Below are 19552 nucleotides of genomic sequence, written 5' to 3' on the forward strand. Positions count from 1 at the left end.
CCCCCCCCCCCCCCCCCCCCCCCCCACCGGCGGTCGCCCCGCGCCCAAGAGCAGCCGGCGAGTCGGCCCGGCGCGGGGCGGGGCGGGGCGGGGCGAGGAGAGCATCGGCCGAGGCCGCCGCGGAACACCAGTTCAGCGCATGACAACGACACTGTTCCGTTGTATCCGCCACGGCGCTCCGGTGTCGGCGCGCACGAGCGACGCTGTGTTGACCGACAGCACGTGCAGGGCGCCACCGCCGTTTTCCCAGACGCTGACCTGGTTGTAGAAGCGGGCGGTCAGGCTGTTCGCGTCTGTTCCGCTGTCCACGTAGAGATTCCCGTAGTGGTGCCGCATCTTGCCGTTGTACAGCGCGTGGATGCCACCCGGAACCTCCGCGAGCGCCGCACGCCCGCAGACCGGCTCCGGCCTGCTGCCCTCGAAGATGCCGTCCTCGGTGTAAAGAGCAGCCCAGTCCTCGCCGCGGTTCTCGTCCACATACCAGCAATAGCGCGCCACCAGGTCATGGACGGCGAGGATGTCCGCCGTCGGGACGGGCTCACTCATTCAAACTGCTCCCATTCTTGCCGTGTGGGCAGGCCGGTTGCTGCCTGGCCGGGGCCTTTTCGGCCTCAGGGCGACCTCGGTGTCGCGGGCCCGGTCGGCGTGTCCGTCACATCCTTCACGAGGCAGTCGGACGCGCCAGACGGGAGCATATACATAGACATGACAATCTCACTAGGAGATGAGTTGCATCGCGGTCCACACCTGCCGCCGGGCGTTCGGACGCGATCGCCGGAGCCGGGTGCTGCGGAGTCCGGGTTCCCACACCCAGCGTCGTTCGTGGACAGGGTCCCGTAAACGGGCGTACGAGACTGCCGTACCGTTGCCGCATGCTGAACGCGCGAGGGACGAAGATGAACCGGCGGGGCCTCGCCACGCGAGAACGGTTCCTTCAGCAGGCCATCGCGTTGCTCGCGCAGGGCGGACCGGATGCGGCGGTTGCGAATGTCATCGCCCGCGAGACGGGTGTCACCTGGGGCGTGGTCCAGCATCAGTTCGGTGATGCCGACGGTGTCTGGGCGGCGGTCCTCGACTACGCCCTCACGCAGTCTTTCGGTGCGATCCGCAAGCTCCAGGTGGCCGGCGAGACCCTGGACGAGCGGGTGTGCAGTGTGGTGGATGTGTTGTGGGACCTGTTCGGGCATCCCCGGTCTCGGGCTGTCTTCCACCTGCGCCTCGCTTTGCCGCATGACCCAGAGGTGCTGCGCGCCGAGTTCCCCAAGACCTACGAGGCCTATCAGCGCTCGAACTCGGCGTGGCACGAGGTCTGGTACGACCTCTTCCAGGACCTGGACGTGTCACCGGAGAAGACACAGAAGATCCGGTTCCTTCTGCCGGCGGCGTTGCGCGGGATGCGCGTGACGGCCACGGCGCCGAGCGCCGACCTCACCGCCGCGAAGGATACATTCGCCGAGATTCTGATCAGCTACCTGCGCGCATAGAGCCGTCGCGTACATCGGGTGGAGGCTGTGCCTCGGACGTGAGTGCTCGGGCCACTGCCTGCCGTGCGGCGGATCGCCGCGTCGTCGAGGCGGCGGCGGTGCACAGTGCGGGGTGCGGGAAAGGGGCGTTCCTGTCGGTGTTCAGGCGCGGCCCATCAGGAACTTCGTGATCGGGGTGGCAGCGGGGTAGGAGCCGCTGAGACCAGAGCTGTGGTAGCCCGCGTCGGAGAGGAGGGTGATGCCGTTGATCGACGCGGCGGCGTCGCTGCACAGGAACAGCAGAGGGTACGACTGGTCCAGCGGCGTGGGGGCCGCTATACCGGTCTCGGCCCGGAAGTCGGCGCCGAAACCGAGCCATTGGTGGGCCTGTGCCAGTGGTGTGTCCGTCGGTCCGGGGCAAATCGCGTTGATGCGGATGCCCTTCCCCAGTAGCGGCATCGCCTCAGTGGCGACGTACGCGCACACCGCCTGCTTGCTGAACATGTAGTTCGCCTTGCCGTTGTCCGCTGCCCACTGCGAGGCAGCGTCGAAGTCGGTGATGGCCAGGAACTCTTGGAGCTGCGGGAGGTTCGCCTCCCAGCCGAGGCCGGCGGCCGAGGAGATGAAGCCGATCGCGGAACCGCGCGGCAGCATGCCGTCGGCGAGCAGGCGGTCGATGAGGTGCCGGTGGCCGATGAAATTGATCTTCACGATGTCCGGGGTTCCGTCCGCGACACCGGCGCACGACAACAGCACGTCCACTTTGCCACCGCACTCGGTGACGGCCGTGTCGATCGACGCGGCGTCGGCGAGGTCGACGTGAATGGCCTTGACTTCCGGGAGGGAGACCTCGGCGAAGTCCATGACCACGACATCGGCGCCTGCGTCCACCGCGAGCTCGGCCGCCGCCGCGCCCATGCCGGTCGCACCGCCCACCACGAGAACCCGCTTGCCGTCGAACCGGAACGCGTCGAACAGACTCATGTTGTTTTCCCCTCGCCGTGCCGGATGTGACGCCTGACTTTGTCGCTGTTCCTGGTATTCGCTGCCGGTCATGCCGCGGCGGACCGACGGCACCGCATCCGTCGAACCCGGTTCCTTGAAGCACGTCGCCGCGCTCGTCGGGCTGCGGCGTCTGCCCAACTTGACCGACCGCGGGCGCCGTCGCCGCATGGAACGAGAGGATACATAGAGCTGTCTATCTTTGTAAGCGAGAAGCGGGCGTACGGCTGTCGCGGCGTCGTGGCCATCGAAGGCAGTCCGGCTGTGGTGCTGTGTGACCAGTGGCTCATCGACGCCCGGCGCGAAGGGCGAGGAAGAGCTCAATACCGCCTTCCGCATCCGTTCGGCGATCCGGGCTGCTTCGGTCTGCGACGGCCTGCCGGCGCGCGTGCGGGTGGGCGGGGAGGAGGTCATCGGGCCAGGCAAGGGCCATTGACCTAAGTAAACGTGTTCGTATACTTTCTGCCCATCCAGAGCGCACGGAGGACAGCCATGAGTTCGACCACACCGGCCGCGATGCCGTTGGATCCCGACGACGTCGCGGCATGGACCGAGCAACCGTTCGAGACGCTTTTCTCCTTGTCGGCCGCGGAAGTCGAGGCGGCGCAACGCGCGGCGCTCGTCAAGCGGTTCACGGAGTTGCGCCCTGAGGTGGAGGCTCTGGACAAGCTTGCGGTCCGGCAAGGTGTCGATCGTGTCGAGACCATCGAGGACGCGGTGCCGCTGCTCTTCGACCACCGGGTCTACAAGAGCTATCCGCTGAGCCTGATCGAGAAGCGCAGGTTCGCGCGCCTGACCACCTGGCTCGGCCGCCTCACCCGACACGACCTCGGCAACGTGCCGCTGGACGGGGTGGACTCGGTCGACGAGTGGCTCACGCGGCTGGACGAGCACGGCATGATCATCGGGCACTCCACCGGCACCACCGGCAAACTGAGCTTCATCCCGAGGTCCCGCGACGAATGGCCGGCCTGGCGGAACGTGCACTTCGAGGTGATGCGCGCCGCGATCGGGACGGACGTGCGGCAGGTCAAGATCCCGACGTTCTCCGCGGGTTACCGTTCCGGACACCAGATGATGACGAAGATGGGCAAGCTCTTCGCCGAGGTGCAGGCCGGCGGCGACGAGAACCGCCACATGCTGTACGACTACCCCCTCTCCTCCGACCTGCTCTCCCTCGCCGGCCGGCTCCAGGCCGCCGAGGAGCGCGGCGAGCTCGACCAGTTGGAGATCGACCCGAGGCTCCTGGAAGAGCGTCGGCAGCTCATCGAGGCGAGCCGACACCGCGACGACGACCTCCAGCGGTGGTTCGCCACATTGGTCGAGGAGTTCCGCGGCAAGCGAGTGCGCATCGGCGGCACCTCCGCCGATCTGGTGCGCCTCGCGCTGAAGGGCCGCGAGAATGGCGTCGTCTGCGAGTTCGCGCCGGACTCCATCCTCATGGCGGGTGGCGGCATGAAGGGGTTCAAGAACGCTCCCGACGACTGGCGCGACCTGCTCACCGGGTTCTTCGGCATCGACCGCATCGCCAGCATGTACGGCATGTCCGAGTGCATGGGCACCGCACCGAAGTGCTCCGAGAACTTCTACCACTTCATGCCCTACACAATCCCGATCGTGCTCGACGAGGACGCTGTCCCGGTCCCGCGCAAGGGCGTGCACACCGGCCGGCTGGCGCTGTTCGACCTGCTGGCCGAGACCTACTGGGGCGGCTTCATCTCCGGCGACCGTGTCACCATCCACTGGGACGAGGACTGCGCGTGCGGCTGGAAGAGCCCGCGCATCAGCGACGACATCGTCCGCTACTCGGAGTTGGAGGGCGGCGACGACAAGATCACCTGCGCCGGCACCGCCAAGGCGTACAGCGACTTCATGGACTACGTGAGCGGAACCTGAGGCGACGACATGACGACCACCACCACGACGCCGGTACTCGACATCCCCATCGTCATCCGCGGACGCATCATCGAACCCGGCGACGACGCCATCGAGTTCGGCGGCCGGGCCGGCGCGCGGTTCCGCCAGCCCGACCCGCACAAGTACGCCGACCAACTCGTGCTGGCCGACCCGAGCGATCTGCGCGACCTGCACGACACCCCGATCGACGAGATCATCGACTTCCTCGCCGAGCTCGGTGAACGCCTTGTCTTCGACAAGAACCCGCTGATGCAGCGCGCGTACGAACTCGCCTTGGAGGCGGGGGAGATGACCCCGCCCGTGCTTCGGCCGATCTACGAGCAGTTCCCCGCCATGTTCCGCCGTGACCGGCTCAGTGGTCAGGTCGAGCGCAAGTTGGGCAAGGCGTACCTCGACGGGTGGGTCGAGCAGGGCCGCCCCGGACAGTCGACCGTTCGCATCCGCGCGATCGGTACCCGGCAACTTCACATCATCGCCGGGAACGTGCCGGTCACCGCGGCGCTGACCATCGTCCGCGGCGCGTTGACCAAGGGCGACACCCTGATCAAGACGCCGTCCAACGATCCGTTCACCGCCGCGGCGATCCTGCGCACCATGATCGAGCTGGACCCGGACCACCCGGTGACCAAGCACTTCTCCGTCGCGTACTGGAAGGGCGGGGACGAGGAGATCGAGCGCCGGATCATCCGGCCCTCGCGGATCGAAAAGCTCACCGCCTGGGGCGGGATGGCGTCCATGACGCACATCCAGAAGTACCTTGTCCCCGGCATCGAGCTCATCGCGATGAACCCGAAGCTGTCCATCTCGATCGTCGGTCACGAGGCTCTCGACGACGACGAGGCGATGCAGGACGCGGCGCTGGGGGTGGCGCTGATGGCGGGCCGCATGAACCAGACGGCGTGCTCCAGCACCCGGGTCGTGTACGTCGAATGCGACGACGACGAAGAGGACCTCGCGCGCCTCGAAGCGTTCGGCCACGCGATCCACCGCGCGTTCCTCGGACTTCCGCCGCACGAGTCCACCGCGCCCAAGCGCCCCGATCCCGACCTGGAGGACGAACTGCGGGCCATCGCGCTGGACGACGAGTTCTACCGGGTCATCGGCGACACCTCCAGCGCGGGCGTCGTCATCTCCCGCACGGCCGAGGAACCGGTCGAATTCGCGGACCGCCTGGCCAACCGCATCGTCAACCTGGTCCCGGTGCCCGACATCACCCGGGTGCCCCGGTGGGTCAGCGAGGAGACCCAGACCGTCGGGATCTTCCCCGAGCCGCTGCGGGAACGGATGCGCGAAGACCTCGCGCTGCACGGAATCCAGCGCACCCTCCCGCTCGGCACCGCGATCAACCACCAGGACAAGGGCGACCCCGACCAGACGCTCGGCCTGCCTCACGACGGCACCGAGCCCCTGCGCCGCGCGGTGCGCTGGGTCATCGACCAGTCCGCGGAACCGGTGTGACCGGCACGCGAATGCGACGCCTCGGACCGAGCGGCCTGTACGTCCCCGAACTGGCCCACGTGGTGAGCAGTGAACGGCGCGGTCGTACGCGAGACGCCAACCTCGGCCGCCACGAGCGGCCTTTCTCGACACCTTGCGTCCGGTCCCGGAAGGTGTGCCGTCGTGCTCCCTCACGAAGAGCTCGATCTGTTGGTCCTTCGTCTGTCGGTGGTACGCCAGTGGGCGGAGATCCGGCCGTAGGCCGAGTCGACGTCCGCTTCGACCCGGTCAAAGCGCCACTGGTTTGGGACGGATGTCGAAGTGGCGGTAGCCAGGGGCATCCTTGTGCAGGCTGATGCCGCGGTGTAGGTGAGCATGCCGAGTCGGCCGTAGCCCCGTGCCGAAGGCGCGATGGCGTTGATGTAGGTGGTGAGGAAGTGCGCGGACTGGGATTCGCCTTCGGCGAGGACGGCTTGTGGGGTTTTGCCGAAGACGGTTCCGGCGGAGGCGCGGAGTGCCTGGCCGGCCTGGGAGAAGATGCGACCGAGACGCCGCCGAGTTGCGGGGCTCTCGCGGCGTTGGTGAACGTCAGGCTCCGGCCGGCAGGCCTCGACCGGGCGGTTGGGCCCGGAGAGCCGGTCTGACGGTTTCCCTGCTCGTTCCTTCTCCTCAGTCGCTGCGGGCTGTCACGAGGACTGAGCCGCCGCGGCGTCGCACCGCGAGCGGACCCATGCTCCGATCCGGTCGAAGGCGTCCGAGGCGGCCGGGAACATGTGGTTGACGAAGCCGTGGATCTGGCCGGGATAGCAGACGTCCTCGGCGTCGACGCCCGCCTGGCGGAGTCGGTCGGCGTACAGGCGTCCCTCGTCGCGAAGGAAGTCGCAGCCCGCGAGCACGACGTACGCGGGCGGCAGGTCGGCCAGTGATTCGGCGCGCAGCGGGGCCACGTAGGGGTTGTCGGCGAGGTCGCGGCCGCCGGTGTAGGCGTTCCAGATCCATTCCATGTCGCCGTCGGGCATGGTGAGCGGCGCGAACTCGGTGCGCGAGGGGAGCGTCGAGGTGCCCGCGTCCAGACCGGGGTAGATGAGCACCTGGCCGGCGAGTCGGATCCCCGCGCTGTCGCGGAGCCGGAGAGTGACCGCGGCAGCGAGGTTGCCCCCGGCGCTCTCCCCGGCAACCAGCACGTTCGCCGGGGACACTCCGAACCGCGCGGTGCGGGCGAACGCCCACCGGGTCACTGCCTCGCAGTCGTCCAGTCCCGCCGGGAAGGGGTTCTCGGGGGCGAGGCGGTACTCGACCGATACGACGACCGCCCCGGTGGCGTGGGCGAGTTCGCGTGCCACGTTGTCCATCAGCCCGATGCTGCCCACACACCACGCGCCGCCGTGGAAGTAGACGATCAGCCCGGTGGGCCGCTCCGCGCCCCGGTAGATCCGCACCGGGACCCCCGCTGCGATCTCGTCGTCCACCTGCGCGAGTTCACGGGTGACGGGGAAGGGGGACCGCGCGGGCCGCGCCATCGTGTACATGTCCTTCATCGGAACGCGTATCGCGTTGGTTTCCAACCATGCCGCGACCCATGGATCCAGCACACCCTCGTCTGACATGTCTCCTCCTGTCGAGAATCGTTCGCCGCCTGGCCGTGCTTGCCGATGCGTCGTCGCCCGAAGCCGAACGCGTCATCTTCGCTTCCGGCCCCGGCCTGTCCGCGGCGCTGCGCCCAGCACGCGGAGCAGGCGAAGACGGGAGGGAGAAACAACGGAATACATCTCGGCGGAGGCTATCCCCACGGAACTTGCACGTGCAAGACCCGTATAGGCTCCACTCGTGAACCGTGCGAACAGCGGAATCGAAAGGCGCGTGACCGCGGCCGACGTCGCGCGCTCGCTGGGAGTCTCCCGAGCCACGGTGGGCTACGTGCTGAGCAACACCCCCGGCCAGGTCTCCGAGGCGACGCGGACGCGGGTGCTGGCCGAGGCCGCCCGCCTGGGGTATCGGCCGCACCGGGGAGCGCAGGACCTGCGCCGGGGCCGGAGCAACGTCGTGCTTGTCGTGCTGCCGGACTGGCCCATGGCGTACCGGATGCGCGAGCACCTGGACGAAGCCGCCCTCGTCCTCGACGAAGCCGGCTACACCCTTGTCACCCAGCACACCGGACGCCGGACACGCCCGCTGTGGGAGCTGCTGGCACCCGACGTCGTCATCGGGATGGCTCCGTTCGACGACGACCAAGTGGCTTCGATGCGAGCCTGCGGCATCACCCGCATCGTCCCACCTCCCGGAAAAATGCCCGCACCCACGCAACTGCGCACCCTGGATCGCGGCTCCGCGCTCCAGATCGAGCATCTGTACGAACTGGGCCACCGCCGGATCGGCTACGCGACCACAGCGGACCCTCGGGCCGCCCTGCTTGCCGACACGCGCGTGGAGGTGGCGCAGCGAGCGGCCGAAAGCCTCGGACTGGCTCCGCTGGACGTCCGCCCGGTCGGCGTCGGCGAGGGCGGCGCCCACGATGCGGTCCGCCGCTGGCACTCCGCCGGACTGAGCGCGGTCGCCGCGTACGACGACGACATCGCCGTGACGGTGATCTGGGCCGCGCTGCGCTCGGGGCTGGCCGTGCCCGGCGACCTGGCCGTCATCGGGCACGACGACACGCCCTTGGCCGAAGTGGTCGTTCCCTCGGTGTCCAGCGTCCGCATCGACGGCGCGGGGCTCGGCCGTGACTTCGCCGAACTCGCGCTCGCCGTCGCCGAAGACCGTCCCATCGCCCCCGACCACCTCACCGCGGCCCGGGTCGACCTCGTGCCCAGGGAATCCACCATCGGCAGTCGGCCGGGGGCGGCGGAGCCCGACTGTCGTCCACGTCGGGGCCGCCTGGCATGATCGGCCGACGTGTCGCCTTTCGCGCCGGACGGTTCCGCGTACCCCGTCGCCTCGGGGCGCGTGCGTGCGGCGCAACGGGCGCTGCCCCGGCGGCGGTTGCTGCGGGCCCTGCTCGGTACGTCGGCGGTGTTCGTCGCGGGCTGCGGCCCCAGGCGGGACGGCCGCCGACAGCCCACGCCACCCGGAGGGATGGGAAGTTCTGTGACGCCACTGCTGCCGCAGGGCACTGTGCGTTGGTCGTTCGAGAGCCACGGCTCCAACCCGGTGACGCCCGCCGCCGCGCATGGCCGCGTATACATCGGAGGCGCGGCCCTGGTCGCACTCGATTCCGCCACCGGGCGCGTGCTGTGGGAACGCCCGACGGACGACATCGCCGACTGCACACCCGTGGTCGTCGACGGCACCGTCTTCGCGACCGGCGGTGACCTCCTCGCGGTCGACGCGGCCACCGGCGCTGTGCGCTGGCGGCGACCGCCCGCCGCCGAAGGCGGATTCCACAGCGCGACGCACGCGAACGGCCTGGTCTGCGCGGGCGCCGGCCCCACGACTCTGCGCGCCTGCGACGCCGCGACCGGGGCCGACCGCTGGCAGGCTGCCCTGGACGGACTGCCCGCCGCCGCTGCGCCGCTTTTCGCCGACGGCGTTTTCCTGGTGAGCTGCTCCGGAGGCATCCACGCCGTCGACGCCGCCACCGGCGCGCGCCGGTGGACCGCGGACACCGCCGGCGCGGTCCTCACCGCGCCGACGGCGGCGCAAGGGCGGGTGTTCGTCGGCATGGGGCTGGCGCGATCCGACGGGGCGCTGGGCGTACGCGCGTTCGACGCCGCGTCCGGCCGCATGCTGTGGCACGCCGAAACCGGCGGGTACGTGGGGGCTGCCCCGATCGTGGAGGCCGGCGTGCTGTACGCGACAGCGGCCGGCGGCACCGTGTTCACGCTCGACCCCGCGACCGGGCGGGAGCGCTGGCGTACGGAACTTCCCGACGCAGGCGACGGCCTCGCGGTCGCCGACGGCGTTGTCTACGTATGCGGCACCTGGACCCTGACCGCGCTCGATGCGCGCACCGGATCCCCGTTGTGGTCGTCGCGACCGGGAGCCTTCGGCCTGACCAGCCCGTGCGTCGCGGACGGCAACGCCATACTCTGCGACGACTCCGGACTCGTGTACGCAGTCACCGGCCCGACGCTGTGACCCTGGCCTTCGAGGCCGCGCGTCGACCCCGGGAAGGCCCACCAGACCGACAACATCCGAGTGTGGCGCTGGTTGGACAAATGGTAAAAAGGGTGAATGCAGGGCCAAGAAGGCCGCTATCGCCCGTGGGGCTTCGGCAGGCACGTATCGCCGGAGCATCCGCCGGGTCCTGCTGTCCCGGAACACGCGAAGAAGCGTCGCCTGCGACGGTCTCCGACGTCCCATCGAGAGTTTGACGGGAAGCGGCGGTGGGGCGTACGCAGCGTGGCCGGGCAGGTGCTCCTGCTCGAATTGGCGATCGTGGTGCTGCTCATCGTCGTCGCGGTGGTGGCGCTGGTGGTTCAGGCCCGCCGCGATGGCCTGCGCGACGCGCGGCACCGTACGACGGCCGCCGCCGAGTCCTTCGCCAACGCGCCGGGTCTGGCGCAGGCGTTGGAGACTCCGGACCCGGGCCCGGTGGTCCAGCCCAGTGTGACGGCTGCCCGCGAGGCCTCCGGTATCGACATTTTGTCGGTGGTGGACCTGGGCGGGGCGGTGTACGCCGCCGCAGCCGCCGGGGCCGACCGAGCGCTGCCGCAGCAGAACCTCGACCCCCGAATCGACGAGTTCGTCAGGACGGGGACGACGTCCACCATCACATACTCCGCCGGGAGCGGGAAGGTGGTGGTCACCATCGTGCCGGTGAGGGATGCCACCGACAGAGGGGTGGGACTGGTGTCGGCGTCGGTGAGCGTGGCGCGCGTGCGGGACACAGCCAATCAGCAGTTGCCGGTGGTGCTCGGGAGCGGTGCCGCCGCGCTGGCGCTGGCGGGGGGCGGTACGGCGTTGGTGACGCGGAGGCTGCGGCGTCAGACGCGGGGTCTTGACCCGGCGGAGATGACGCGGATGTACGAGCACCACGACGCCGTGTTGCACGCGGTGCGGGAAGGCGTGCTGATCGTCGGGAGCGATGAGCGTCTGGTGCTGGCGAACGACGAGGCGCGGCGCCTGCTCGACCTCCCCGAGGACGCGGAAGGGCGGCCGGTCGGGGAGTTGGGCCTGGAGCCGGCGCTGGCCGACCTGCTGGCGTCGGAGCAGCCCGTGACCGACGAGGTGCATGCGAGCGGCGAGCGTCTGCTGGCCGTGAACAAGCGGCTCACGCAGCCGCACGGCGGCCCGGCCGGGAGCGTGGTGACGCTCCGCGACTCCACGGAGTTGGAGGAACTCGCCGGGCGCGCGGAGAGCACCCGGCAGCGGCTGCGGCTGCTGTACGAGGCGGGCGTACGCATCGGCACGACGCTGGACGTCGTACGCACCGCGCAGGAGCTCGCGGAGGCCGCGGTGCCCGGGTTCGCGGACCACGTCGCCGTCGACCTCATCGAGCAGGTGCTGCGCGGCGACGAACCCTCGGGAATCGTCGGCCGCCTCCGCCGCGTCGCCTGCCACGGCGTCGACCCGGACGCGCCCCTGTATCCGCCGGGCTTCGAAACCGTCGTCGACCACGAGACCCCGGCGGCCCGGCGCGTGGCCGGCGGACACGTCGTGCTGGAGCCCGAACTCGGTGCGACCTGGGACTGGCGCTCACACGACCCGGACCACGCCCTACGGCTGCTGGAGTACGGCATCCATTCGCTGATCGCCGTGCCGTTGCGGGCACGGGGCATCGTCCTCGGCTTCGCGTCGTTCTGGCGCGGGCAGACCCCGGAGGCGTTCGGCGAGGAGGACGCGGCGTTCGCCGAGGAGCTCAGCGCCCGCGCCGCGGTCAGCATCGACAACGCCCGCCGGTACACCCGCGAGCACGCCATGGCGGTCACCCTCCAGCGCAGCCTGCTGCCGCGCGGCCTTCCCGAGCAGGACGCGCTCGACGTCGCGTACCGCTACCTGCCCGCCGAGTCGGGTGTGGGCGGCGACTGGTTCGACGTGATTCCCCTGTCCGGCGCCCGCGTCGCGCTGGTCGTCGGCGACGTGGTCGGCCACGGCCTGCACGCCGCCGCCACCATGGGCCGGCTGCGCACCGCCGTCCACAACTTCTCGGCCCTCGACCTGTCCCCGGACGAGATCCTCGGTCGCCTCGACGACCTGGTCACCCGCACCGACCAGGAACGCACCGACACCGACGAGGCCGACGACATCGGCGCCATGACCGGAGCGACCTGCCTCTACGCCATCTACGACCCCACCGCGGGAACCCTCACCGCCGCCCGCGCCGGCCACCCGGGACCCATGCTCCTCCTGCCCGACGGGACCGTCACCACCCCGGACATCCCCGTCGCCCCACCGCTGGGCCTCGGCGCCGGCCTCCCCGTCGAGACCGCCGACCTCGTCCTGCCCGAGACCACCGGCGTCGTCCTGTTCACCGACGGACTCGTCGAAGACCGCACCCGCGACATCGGCACCGGACTCGACCTCCTGCACACCACCATCCGAGACTCCGGGCCCGCAGCCACCCCCGAACAACTGTCCGCCGACATCGTCGACGCACTCGTCCCCGGCCACCCCACCGACGACATCGCGCTCCTGATCGCCCGCACCCACCGCCTCGCCCCCGAACAAGTCGCCACCTGGGAGGTCCCCGCCGACCCCGCCGCCGTCGCCCCCATCCGCGCAGCCTGCACACGCCAACTCAACGCGTGGGGCCTCGACGACATCGGCTTCTCCACCGAACTCATCCTCAGCGAACTGGTCACCAACGCCGTCCGCTACGGCAGCGCACCCATCGCCGTCCGCCTCCTCCAGGACCACACGCTGATCTGCGAAGTCTCCGACGCCAGCAGCACGTCCCCGCATCTGCGCCGCGCCACCGCCACGGACGAGGGCGGACGCGGCCTCCTGCTGGTCGCCAGGTACGCCCAGCGCTGGGGCACCCGCTACACCCCGAGCGGCAAGATCATCTGGGCCGAACAAGCCGTCCACGGCCCCACCGACACAGGTGCCGAGGACACCGACGCGCTCCTCGACCAGTGGGACGACCTGTGACCCGGACACGGGGCGAACGCGTCGCGACACGCCTGCCGAGACCCGCGAGGCCGACCGGGGGCCGCCGAAGTGCCGAGGGCCAGTCCGCGCCGGACGTGATCTCGCGCCGGACGGGTTGTCGGGGGCGCCACTTCGCGAGCTGCGAAACCCCTCCCGGCGCGGCCGTCGCAGGCACCGCGCGCACCATAGTGGTTACCGAATGCGATGCCGGCCGGAGTCAGTCCACCGGCGGGTCGGTGCGGGGGATGTCGGTACGCGACGCGGCGGCTTTGGCCTTTCGGCCCGACATGCGCGGTCGTTTGGGTTTCCGGGCCGCGCGTTCCGACTCTCGGGCCTTGGCCTCGTTTCGGGCCATGACCACGGCCCTGTGGGCTCGGTGCCGTGTGTTCTTCGGCAGCCAGCGTCCCGCGACCGCGTAAACGTCGTCAGCGGTCGCCCGCGCCAGGCCGGGCGTCTTGAGGAGGCCGATCAGCACGCCGGCTGCCTCGGGAGCGTGCGGGTGCAGGTCGAGCCACGCGATCGAACGCTCGACGGTCCGCCCGCGGACCTGCTGCGGGAGACTCGGGCGCGTGAGCAGCGTCCCGAGGACGCGCCAGGCGTGGGTCTCACGGTCGTGCGCGTCGAGCCAGTCTTGTGCGCGGTCCAAAAGGACCGTCACCTGTTCGGTCGCCAATCCGGATGTGCCGAGCATCGCGCGCAGCACATGCGACGCGCCGGCTCGCGTACCGAAGCGTTCGAGAAAGACCAGGCATCCGGCTCTGGCTTCGGCCGCCAACGCGGGGTCGTCGGCGTCGAGCAGCGGGGTGAGGAGCCGGTCCAGATCGACACCGGTGGGTTGGCTGCGCACGAAGGCGAGAGCGCGTTCCGCACCGACACGGCGCACTTCGTCCGGCAGCCCGGGGCGTGCCAGCAAGCGCCCGAGCAGGATCCGGGCGCGCGGGTGTTCGGCGTTCTGCTCGATCCAGAGCAATGCGGCCGTCACCACCCGGGTGGCCACCTCCGGGTCGTCTCTGCCGACCATCAGTTCGAGGAGGTTGATGGTGCTGCCGCGGATCTCCTGTCGGTCCAGGAGCCGGGCGGCCTTGTTCAGCGCCACGGCCCGTAGCTTCGCGTCGAGAATTCGGTGGCGTTGCAGCAGCGCCGAGATGACCAGGCCCGCCCGTCCCGATTCGCCGTGGAGGCCGAGCCAGGTCAGTGCGCACCTCCGCAGCCCCGGGCCCAGGGAGTCGCAGGCGCGGAGCACCGGGATGAGGATGTCCGCGGCCCTGGGCACGGAGGCGTGCCGGGCAAGCCAGGTCTCCCCGCGCTGTACGGCTTCCGGGACGGAGAACCGGTAGTTGCGGGCGTCGAGCGCGGCGCGCAGTACTGCGAAGGCTTCGATGTCACCGCCGTGCCGCGCGAGCCAGCGACGTGCCGCCTCCGCGTGGTGCGCGGCGATGGCAGGCTCGATGGTCGGAGCTCGCCGGAGCAGGAGAGCGATCAGCCGACCTGCTTCGAAGGTTTCGGCGTAGTCCTCCAACCACCGTACGCTGACGTCCAATACGTGACCGCGGTGCTCGTCGGCCGGCTTGAGCACGACCATGAGGGCGTGGATCAGGAATCCGGCCTCGGGCTCGGCTCCGTATCTGTCGAGCCACCGGAGCGTGGGTCCGATCATGGGGGCGCCGAGGCTGTACGGGAGCCGCCGCAGGCACAGGGCGAGCGGACGGTGTGCCGCATGGTGCCGTCCGCGGGCCTGGAGCCAGGGCAGTGCCAGCGTCTCCCACAGCTCCAGGACGACGGCGGTCCACGGCGGCGCACCCAGAAGGGCGGCCAGCAATTCGGCGCCCGGCTGCGGTGGAGCGCCGTGCAGCAGCGCGGCGACGCGGTCCGCGTTCCGGCGAAGCCAGTCGGCGCACGCTTCGCCGAGCCGGGACGCGTCGCGTCCGGGCCGGTCCTGGTGCAACCGTCGAAGCGCCACCGCGGCTCTCGTCAAGGTAGAGGCGGCACCGGCGCAGGCATCGAGAATGGTGTCCAGAAAGGCCTGGGCGGCTGGTGCGTCGTCGTTGGCGAGCAGCGTGCGGTGCAGCAGTTCGTCGGTGAGTTGGTCGTGCACGACCCAGATGCGCGCCTGCTCGGCCAACAGCCATCCACGGGCGATTTGCGCGTCCAGCAGCCGCTGCGCGGTACGCGCGACGTCCGTCGTGGAGCCGGTGAGGATCCGCTCCGCCACGGCCAGGAGGTGTTCGCGGGACTGCGGGCACGCCGCCGCCACGGCCGTGACCGCGACGAGTTCGGGGTCCGGTTCTCGGTCGGCGAGGATCGCGTCCGGCGGAGGGTCCCGCGGCTTGAGGGCGTCGCGATCCAGCCCGTGTGTGAGCCAGCTTCCGGGGCCGGGCGAACGGACGCCGTCCAGGCGCATCGGGCTGTCGTCGGTGTCGAGGCGACTTTCGAGATCCAGTGCCATGAGCAGGGCGAGCGCGGACCGCCGACCACAGTGACGGGTGACTTTGGGCAGGCCGTACCGGGCGACGGCGCGCGGGGCTGCGGCCTGCACGACGGCGTTCCGGATCGCGGTGGTGTGCACGGTGTCATTGCGGAGAGCGACCGAAAGGAACACCTCCTTCACGACCGACGGGTCGAGCAGCTTCGCCTGCCTGGGCCTGGCGGTGGCGAGGAGGCGCAGAGTCATACCCCGCCGTTGCGCCTCCTCGTCCAAGCCGCCGGGGATGGCACCCAAGTCGAGGTCGGCGTAGTCGTCGACGTTGTCGACGATGAGCAAAACGGGTGTGTCGTCCTCGAACGCCTTCTCTTCGAGGTGCGCGTTGGTGATCTCGCGGCGCGCGTACTCGGCCGTGTGATAGACCCTCCAGCCCCGCGACTGCGCCAACGCCGCGACCTCGAAGCACGTCCGGGTCTTGCCGCCTCCCACGCCGCCGACCAACAGGACGTGCCTGCTCTCGGGAGCACTCAGATAGGCGAAGAGTTCGTGCGGATCGTCGTCGCGTCCTGCGCCCGGACTGACGAAGCCCAACCGGGAATCGACGAGGTACTCCCTCGCGTCACGCAGATTTTCCAGGACCGCGGTGTGCGACAGGATCGGCGGCAGTGCGCGCGGTTGAGGGCGGGGGGCCAGCGCGACCCAGCGCACGCCTTCGGCCTGGAGGCAGGCGGCGATGGGGTGCGTGTCGGGGAGCCGTCCCAGGTCCGCGGTGTCGAGGCTCGCGGTGCCCTTCGTCTGCAACCGTCGCGAGACGGCACCGATCAACTCCCCGCCGGACGTGGCGAACACAGCCGCGCCCGAGGCTCCGGCCCACGGATCTCCGGACGACGGCGCAGGCGATGATTCCGGCGGCGCGGACGACGTGACAGCGAGTGACAACCACCCGCTCTTGAGTCCCGAGCCCAGTTGGATGCGTGCGTCGACTTGCTCCTGCTCGCCCAGGAACTGCCCCGTGCCGGTGGGGCGGCGGGCGAAGCGCGGAAAACCGATGAACCGGACCTCGATCTGCCCGGATCCTTCGGGCAGGACGCCGACGCGGACCGGTGCCAGCGGTACGAGTTCAGCCACGATGTCGTCCGGCAGGCGCACCAGGGCCAGGTCCGCTTCGGTGTCGACCTCCACGACCTCGTCGACGGGCAACGTCGCCTTCCCGAACCGCACTTCGATCCGCGCGGACGCGGCGAGAGTGTGCGCTGCGGTGAGGACCAGCGACGAGGTGACGCGGTACCCCGAGCCGTAACTCGGCTTCCCGTCGGGCGGATAGGCGAGCACCTCCACGCAACGGCCGGGCACCGGTGGGTTCTTGTGATCACGCCCTTTGCGGGGGTTGTCGACCTTCGTCATGGACGTCAGGCGAACCCGCCCCGATCACAGCGGAGTTTCGTCCGTGTCGTCCGACGTCAGCACCTCTCCGCCCCCGGCGGTCACCGCTGTCAGCTGTAGCGTCACCTTGTGCACCACCGCCGAGTCCGAATTCTTGCTCCCGCCTGCGGAGAAGAGCCAGAACTTCACCCCGCCGTCGAGTCCTTCGGACTCGGTGGCCGTGACCTGGAGCTCCAATTCGAGGGAGTCCACCCGAAACCGCACCGGCTCGTTCGCCGACCCGGTCATGGCCCCGACGATCTCGGCCCGCAGCGCGTCGATCGCCTCACCCAGCCCGACCATCATCGCCCCCCGTTCAGAGCTGTTCCAGTGACACGCACAGCATGCCGGAGTTCGGCCCTCCGCGCTGGACAACGCCCGACTATCCGCACGCCCCGTTCGCCTGTCCCAAGCCCGTGGCCCGCCCGGCGCCGGACCCGCGCCCGGCAGGCCATGCGGCACGATCCCGTGCCGGAAGGGCTCGACTGGGATCACAACGCTTACTACCGGCGGGTGTTGCTCCGCTCGTTGCCGCAGCCGTCCGGCAGGTGCTGGATGTCGGCTGTGGCGTCGGAGCGTTCGCGGCGCGGCTCGCTCAACGGGCCGAGCAGGTCGACGCGCTCGATCGCTCCGCGGAGATGATCGGACCGGGACGACAGCCCCCCGATCCGCATGGGCTCGCATCCGCCGCAGACCCGACCGCCCCCGCGCACGATTTTCCGCTTCCGATTCATCAACACTGCGTTTTCACGGCCCCGCAGGCGGAGCAATCTGCCGGTACTCGTCCACGGTGAGGGCGCCCAAACCCTCCGGCATTTCCCGTGACTCAACGCCCCATGCCATACGGATGACCGCTGTATCGGACGGCATGCGGACGCGGCCTCCCTCGGACATCACCAGCTCGCCGTCAATATGGTTGTCCACCACTTTGCGCGCGTCCACGGTATGGCGGCGGGCGTCGGCGATGCTCGGATAGAAAAGGACGATCTTGCTGTCGGGTGATTTGCTCCCCAGCGGGGATTCGGTGAGCTTCCCTTCGATGACCGACTCCTCGCGGGCCACGAAAACCCGCGTCTTGGAGTGGTCGATCAGAGACCTGTCGTCCTCGAATATTTTGCGACGGTCCTCCGGCGTATCGAAATTCTTCGTGACGTCGAAGAAGTCCCCGACATTCTTCACCCATTGCTCCGTGACTGCATTGGGGCCGTCGATGTCCTTGACGATGTTCACCGAATAACCGTCCATCATGCGGCACAGTTGACGGCCCAGCACCGCGTGATGATTCACATAGTGGTCTGCGAAGTTCGCGGCGCTTCGTTGCCCGACACGGTGGAACAGCCAGATGATCTTCTCCATAATTCCTCCTCAAGGCGCCACGGACAGGGAATCAGAAAGTCGCGATCGGTCGGTTCGTGCCTCTGGGACATCAGCCGATGAGCCATCGGAGGCTCACGCTTCCGCGGCCGAAGAATTCGACCCTCACGTGATGTTCCTTATGGCCGTGGACTTCGGCGGCATGGACCGTGGTGATGCGCGGGGGCTCACTCACGCGTGCGATCCGAAGAAGGCCCGTGATCCATATTGAGCACCTTCGTCTCGACGGGGTCCGAGGACAGGACTGTGCCGATGATCCCGAGGTCGGCTCCCGCGCTCCGGGCGACCTCGCGCACCACGGTCACGTCCTTGAGCATCAACGCGCCCAGGCGGCCGGCGACCGAGTCGACGGATCCGCCGCCGGCCACGACGCCGAGTGCGCGGCTCGCGCCGCTGCCGTGTTGGAGGGCGGCCAGGATCGCTTGCTCGTCGATCCCCTGGGAGCCCGCGAGGCGCACCGCGTCGATCGCGAGACCCACTTGCGCGACGAAGAGCGCGTTGTTGACGAGCTTGACCCGCTGGCCGTTGCCGGCCGGGCCGACGAACATGATCGGCGAGGCGTACGCCCCGAGCAACGCCCGCGTCGCGTCAAGGTGCGCTTCGTCGCCGCCGACCCACAGGGTGAGCCTGCCCGCAGCGATGTCGTGCGGGCCGCCGGACAGTGCGGCGTCGAGTACGCGGATTCCGCGCTCGGCCCCCGCCTCCGCGAGCAGTTGCGCAGTCGCGGGATCGGAGGTCGTGTGCTGGACGAGTGTCGCCCCCGTCTTCATGGCCGCCAGGGCACCGCCGGGGCCCAGGCACACGGATCGGACCTGCTCGTCCGTCAGCACGACGACGAACACCGCGTCGGCGTCTTGGACAGTGGCCGCCACCGTGTCCGCGCAGGTCAGACCGTCGGCCTCGGCTGCGGTCCGTGCTTCGGGTCGGCGTACCAGGACGGTGGCGTCGTGTCCTGCGGCCACCAGGCGATCGAGCATCGGCCGTCCCATACGGCCCGCTCCGATGAATCCGATCCTCAAGGCTTCCTCCCGGTGCGGTGGTTCGGCCGCGTTCTTCCCAGACGGCCCCACCGGCGCCAGGCCTTGCGGAGCGCTGACGGCCACTCCGCAGAACGCGTTGCAGCACGCGTCCTCGTGACAAGGACTGTAGCGACGCTCCGCCATTTACAGAAGACAGTCTCCTGAAAATTTACAGACGAGCGCCTCCTGAAATTGATGGGCCGCAACCGCACGGCTCCGGCACCGGCACCCGTCGATCGATCAACCCATGCCAGACCCGGAGCCGGTACACGCGCGTCTCGGCACGACACACCCGCGCCCGCCGTCAGGCGGAGGCGGGTGACTCCGGGAGCATGATTCGCCTCGCGGTGAGCTCGAAGCCCATCCCGTGCGCAACCGGCGAAAACAGCCATAACCTGGCCAGGCAATGAACCATCGGCGCCGAGCCGGGATGTTCTCTGACGGCGTCGTGGGGGGGGGGGGGTGTG

At 69.7% G+C, this 19552-nt stretch carries 16 protein-coding genes; 8 read left to right on the forward strand and 8 right to left on the reverse strand.

Annotated features, from left to right (window positions below):
• Positions 1 to 132: 132 nt before the first annotated feature.
• Positions 133 to 546, reverse strand: coding sequence for a nuclear transport factor 2 family protein (locus ACRX5W_RS26515; RefSeq protein WP_436790841.1), 414 nt, complete (start codon positions 544 to 546; stop codon positions 133 to 135).
• A gap of 326 nt (positions 547 to 872) precedes the next feature.
• Between ACRX5W_RS26515 and ACRX5W_RS26520 the strand changes: the two genes are divergently transcribed.
• Positions 873 to 1484, forward strand: coding sequence for a TetR/AcrR family transcriptional regulator (locus tag ACRX5W_RS26520; protein WP_436790842.1), 612 nt, complete (start codon positions 873 to 875; stop codon positions 1482 to 1484).
• A gap of 141 nt (positions 1485 to 1625) precedes the next feature.
• On the opposite strand, the gene ACRX5W_RS26525 is transcribed toward ACRX5W_RS26520, so the two are convergent.
• Positions 1626 to 2447: an SDR family oxidoreductase gene (locus tag ACRX5W_RS26525; protein WP_436790843.1), complete on the reverse strand. Its 822-nt coding sequence runs from the start codon at positions 2445 to 2447 to the stop codon at positions 1626 to 1628.
• 292 nt (positions 2448 to 2739) lie between these two features.
• On the opposite strand from ACRX5W_RS26525, the gene ACRX5W_RS26530 reads away from it, so the two are divergent.
• Genes ACRX5W_RS26530 through ACRX5W_RS26540 form a run of 3 tightly spaced genes read left to right on the forward strand, consistent with a single transcriptional unit; the run spans position 2740 to position 5840 of the window.
• A complete protein-coding gene (locus ACRX5W_RS26530) occupies positions 2740 to 2901 on the forward strand; it encodes a hypothetical protein (RefSeq protein WP_436790844.1) in 162 nt (53 codons plus the stop codon).
• Positions 2902 to 2957: 56 nt separating this feature from the next.
• Complete coding sequence (locus ACRX5W_RS26535; protein ID WP_436790845.1) at positions 2958 to 4361, forward strand: hypothetical protein; 1404 nt, start codon at positions 2958 to 2960, stop codon at positions 4359 to 4361.
• 9 nt (positions 4362 to 4370) lie between these two features.
• Entirely contained in the window at positions 4371 to 5840 is a 1470-nt protein-coding gene (locus ACRX5W_RS26540; RefSeq protein ID WP_436790846.1) for an acyl-CoA reductase, read from the forward strand.
• Between the two features lie 170 nt (positions 5841 to 6010).
• On the opposite strand, the gene ACRX5W_RS26545 is transcribed toward ACRX5W_RS26540, so the two are convergent.
• Both ACRX5W_RS26545 and ACRX5W_RS26550 read right to left on the reverse strand, forming a co-directional pair.
• A complete protein-coding gene (locus ACRX5W_RS26545) occupies positions 6011 to 6358 on the reverse strand; it encodes an alpha/beta hydrolase domain-containing protein (RefSeq protein WP_436790949.1) in 348 nt (115 codons plus the stop codon).
• Positions 6359 to 6505: 147 nt separating this feature from the next.
• Positions 6506 to 7426: an alpha/beta hydrolase gene (locus tag ACRX5W_RS26550; RefSeq protein ID WP_436790847.1), complete on the reverse strand. Its 921-nt coding sequence runs from the start codon at positions 7424 to 7426 to the stop codon at positions 6506 to 6508.
• Between the two features lie 220 nt (positions 7427 to 7646).
• On the opposite strand from ACRX5W_RS26550, the gene ACRX5W_RS26555 reads away from it, so the two are divergent.
• The 3 genes from ACRX5W_RS26555 to ACRX5W_RS26565 all read left to right on the forward strand — a co-directional run bounded on the left by ACRX5W_RS26555 (position 7647) and on the right by ACRX5W_RS26565 (position 12848).
• Positions 7647 to 8702, forward strand: coding sequence for a LacI family DNA-binding transcriptional regulator (locus ACRX5W_RS26555; protein WP_436790848.1), 1056 nt, complete (start codon positions 7647 to 7649; stop codon positions 8700 to 8702).
• A gap of 201 nt (positions 8703 to 8903) precedes the next feature.
• Entirely contained in the window at positions 8904 to 9893 is a 990-nt protein-coding gene (locus tag ACRX5W_RS26560; RefSeq protein WP_436790849.1) for an outer membrane protein assembly factor BamB family protein, read from the forward strand.
• Between the two features lie 96 nt (positions 9894 to 9989).
• Positions 9990 to 12848 (forward strand): SpoIIE family protein phosphatase, encoded by a 2859-nt coding sequence (locus ACRX5W_RS26565; protein ID WP_436790850.1) that lies wholly within the window; start codon positions 9990 to 9992, stop codon positions 12846 to 12848.
• A 217-nt stretch (positions 12849 to 13065) separates the two neighbouring features.
• Here ACRX5W_RS26565 and ACRX5W_RS26570 read toward each other — a convergent pair whose 3' ends face one another.
• Both ACRX5W_RS26570 and ACRX5W_RS26575 read right to left on the reverse strand, forming a co-directional pair.
• Positions 13066 to 16674 carry a trypsin-like peptidase domain-containing protein gene (locus ACRX5W_RS26570; protein ID WP_436790851.1) on the reverse strand — a complete coding sequence of 1203 codons (3609 nt, stop codon included), beginning with the start codon at positions 16672 to 16674 and terminating at the stop codon, positions 13066 to 13068.
• 24 nt (positions 16675 to 16698) lie between these two features.
• Positions 16699 to 16998 (reverse strand): trypco2 family protein, encoded by a 300-nt coding sequence (locus ACRX5W_RS26575; protein ID WP_436790852.1) that lies wholly within the window; start codon positions 16996 to 16998, stop codon positions 16699 to 16701.
• Between the two features lie 38 nt (positions 16999 to 17036).
• Between ACRX5W_RS26575 and ACRX5W_RS26580 the strand changes: the two genes are divergently transcribed.
• A complete protein-coding gene (locus tag ACRX5W_RS26580) occupies positions 17037 to 17486 on the forward strand; it encodes a methyltransferase domain-containing protein (RefSeq protein WP_436790853.1) in 450 nt (149 codons plus the stop codon).
• Here ACRX5W_RS26580 and ACRX5W_RS26585 read toward each other — a convergent pair.
• Both ACRX5W_RS26585 and ACRX5W_RS26590 read right to left on the reverse strand, forming a co-directional pair.
• Entirely contained in the window at positions 17440 to 18048 is a 609-nt protein-coding gene (locus ACRX5W_RS26585; protein ID WP_436790854.1) for a hypothetical protein, read from the reverse strand. The genes ACRX5W_RS26580 and ACRX5W_RS26585 overlap by 47 nt on opposite strands.
• Positions 18049 to 18233: 185 nt before the next feature.
• Positions 18234 to 19085: an NAD(P)-dependent oxidoreductase gene (locus ACRX5W_RS26590; protein ID WP_436790855.1), complete on the reverse strand. Its 852-nt coding sequence runs from the start codon at positions 19083 to 19085 to the stop codon at positions 18234 to 18236.
• Between the last annotated feature and the right edge of the window lie 467 nt (positions 19086 to 19552).

Source organism: Yinghuangia sp. YIM S10712, from assembly GCF_051388935.1.
Taxonomy (GTDB): Bacteria; Actinomycetota; Actinomycetes; order Streptomycetales; family Streptomycetaceae; genus Yinghuangia.

Coding starts and splice junctions, on each gene's coding strand:
- ACRX5W_RS26585 (WP_436790854.1), bottom strand. CDS start 18,048: ATGGAGAAGATCATCTGGCTGTTCCACCGTGTCGGGCAACGAAGCGCC.
- ACRX5W_RS26540 (WP_436790846.1), top strand. CDS start 4,371: ATGACGACCACCACCACGACGCCGGTACTCGACATCCCCATCGTCATC.
- ACRX5W_RS26565 (WP_436790850.1), top strand. CDS start 9,990: ATGCAGGGCCAAGAAGGCCGCTATCGCCCGTGGGGCTTCGGCAGGCAC.
- ACRX5W_RS26550 (WP_436790847.1), bottom strand. CDS start 7,426: ATGTCAGACGAGGGTGTGCTGGATCCATGGGTCGCGGCATGGTTGGAA.
- ACRX5W_RS26515 (WP_436790841.1), bottom strand. CDS start 546: ATGAGTGAGCCCGTCCCGACGGCGGACATCCTCGCCGTCCATGACCTG.
- ACRX5W_RS26520 (WP_436790842.1), top strand. CDS start 873: ATGCTGAACGCGCGAGGGACGAAGATGAACCGGCGGGGCCTCGCCACG.
- ACRX5W_RS26575 (WP_436790852.1), bottom strand. CDS start 16,998: ATGATGGTCGGGCTGGGTGAGGCGATCGACGCGCTGCGGGCCGAGATC.
- ACRX5W_RS26525 (WP_436790843.1), bottom strand. CDS start 2,447: ATGAGTCTGTTCGACGCGTTCCGGTTCGACGGCAAGCGGGTTCTCGTG.
- ACRX5W_RS26580 (WP_436790853.1), top strand. CDS start 17,037: ATGCCGGAGTTCGGCCCTCCGCGCTGGACAACGCCCGACTATCCGCAC.
- ACRX5W_RS26535 (WP_436790845.1), top strand. CDS start 2,958: ATGAGTTCGACCACACCGGCCGCGATGCCGTTGGATCCCGACGACGTC.
- ACRX5W_RS26570 (WP_436790851.1), bottom strand. CDS start 16,674: ATGACGAAGGTCGACAACCCCCGCAAAGGGCGTGATCACAAGAACCCA.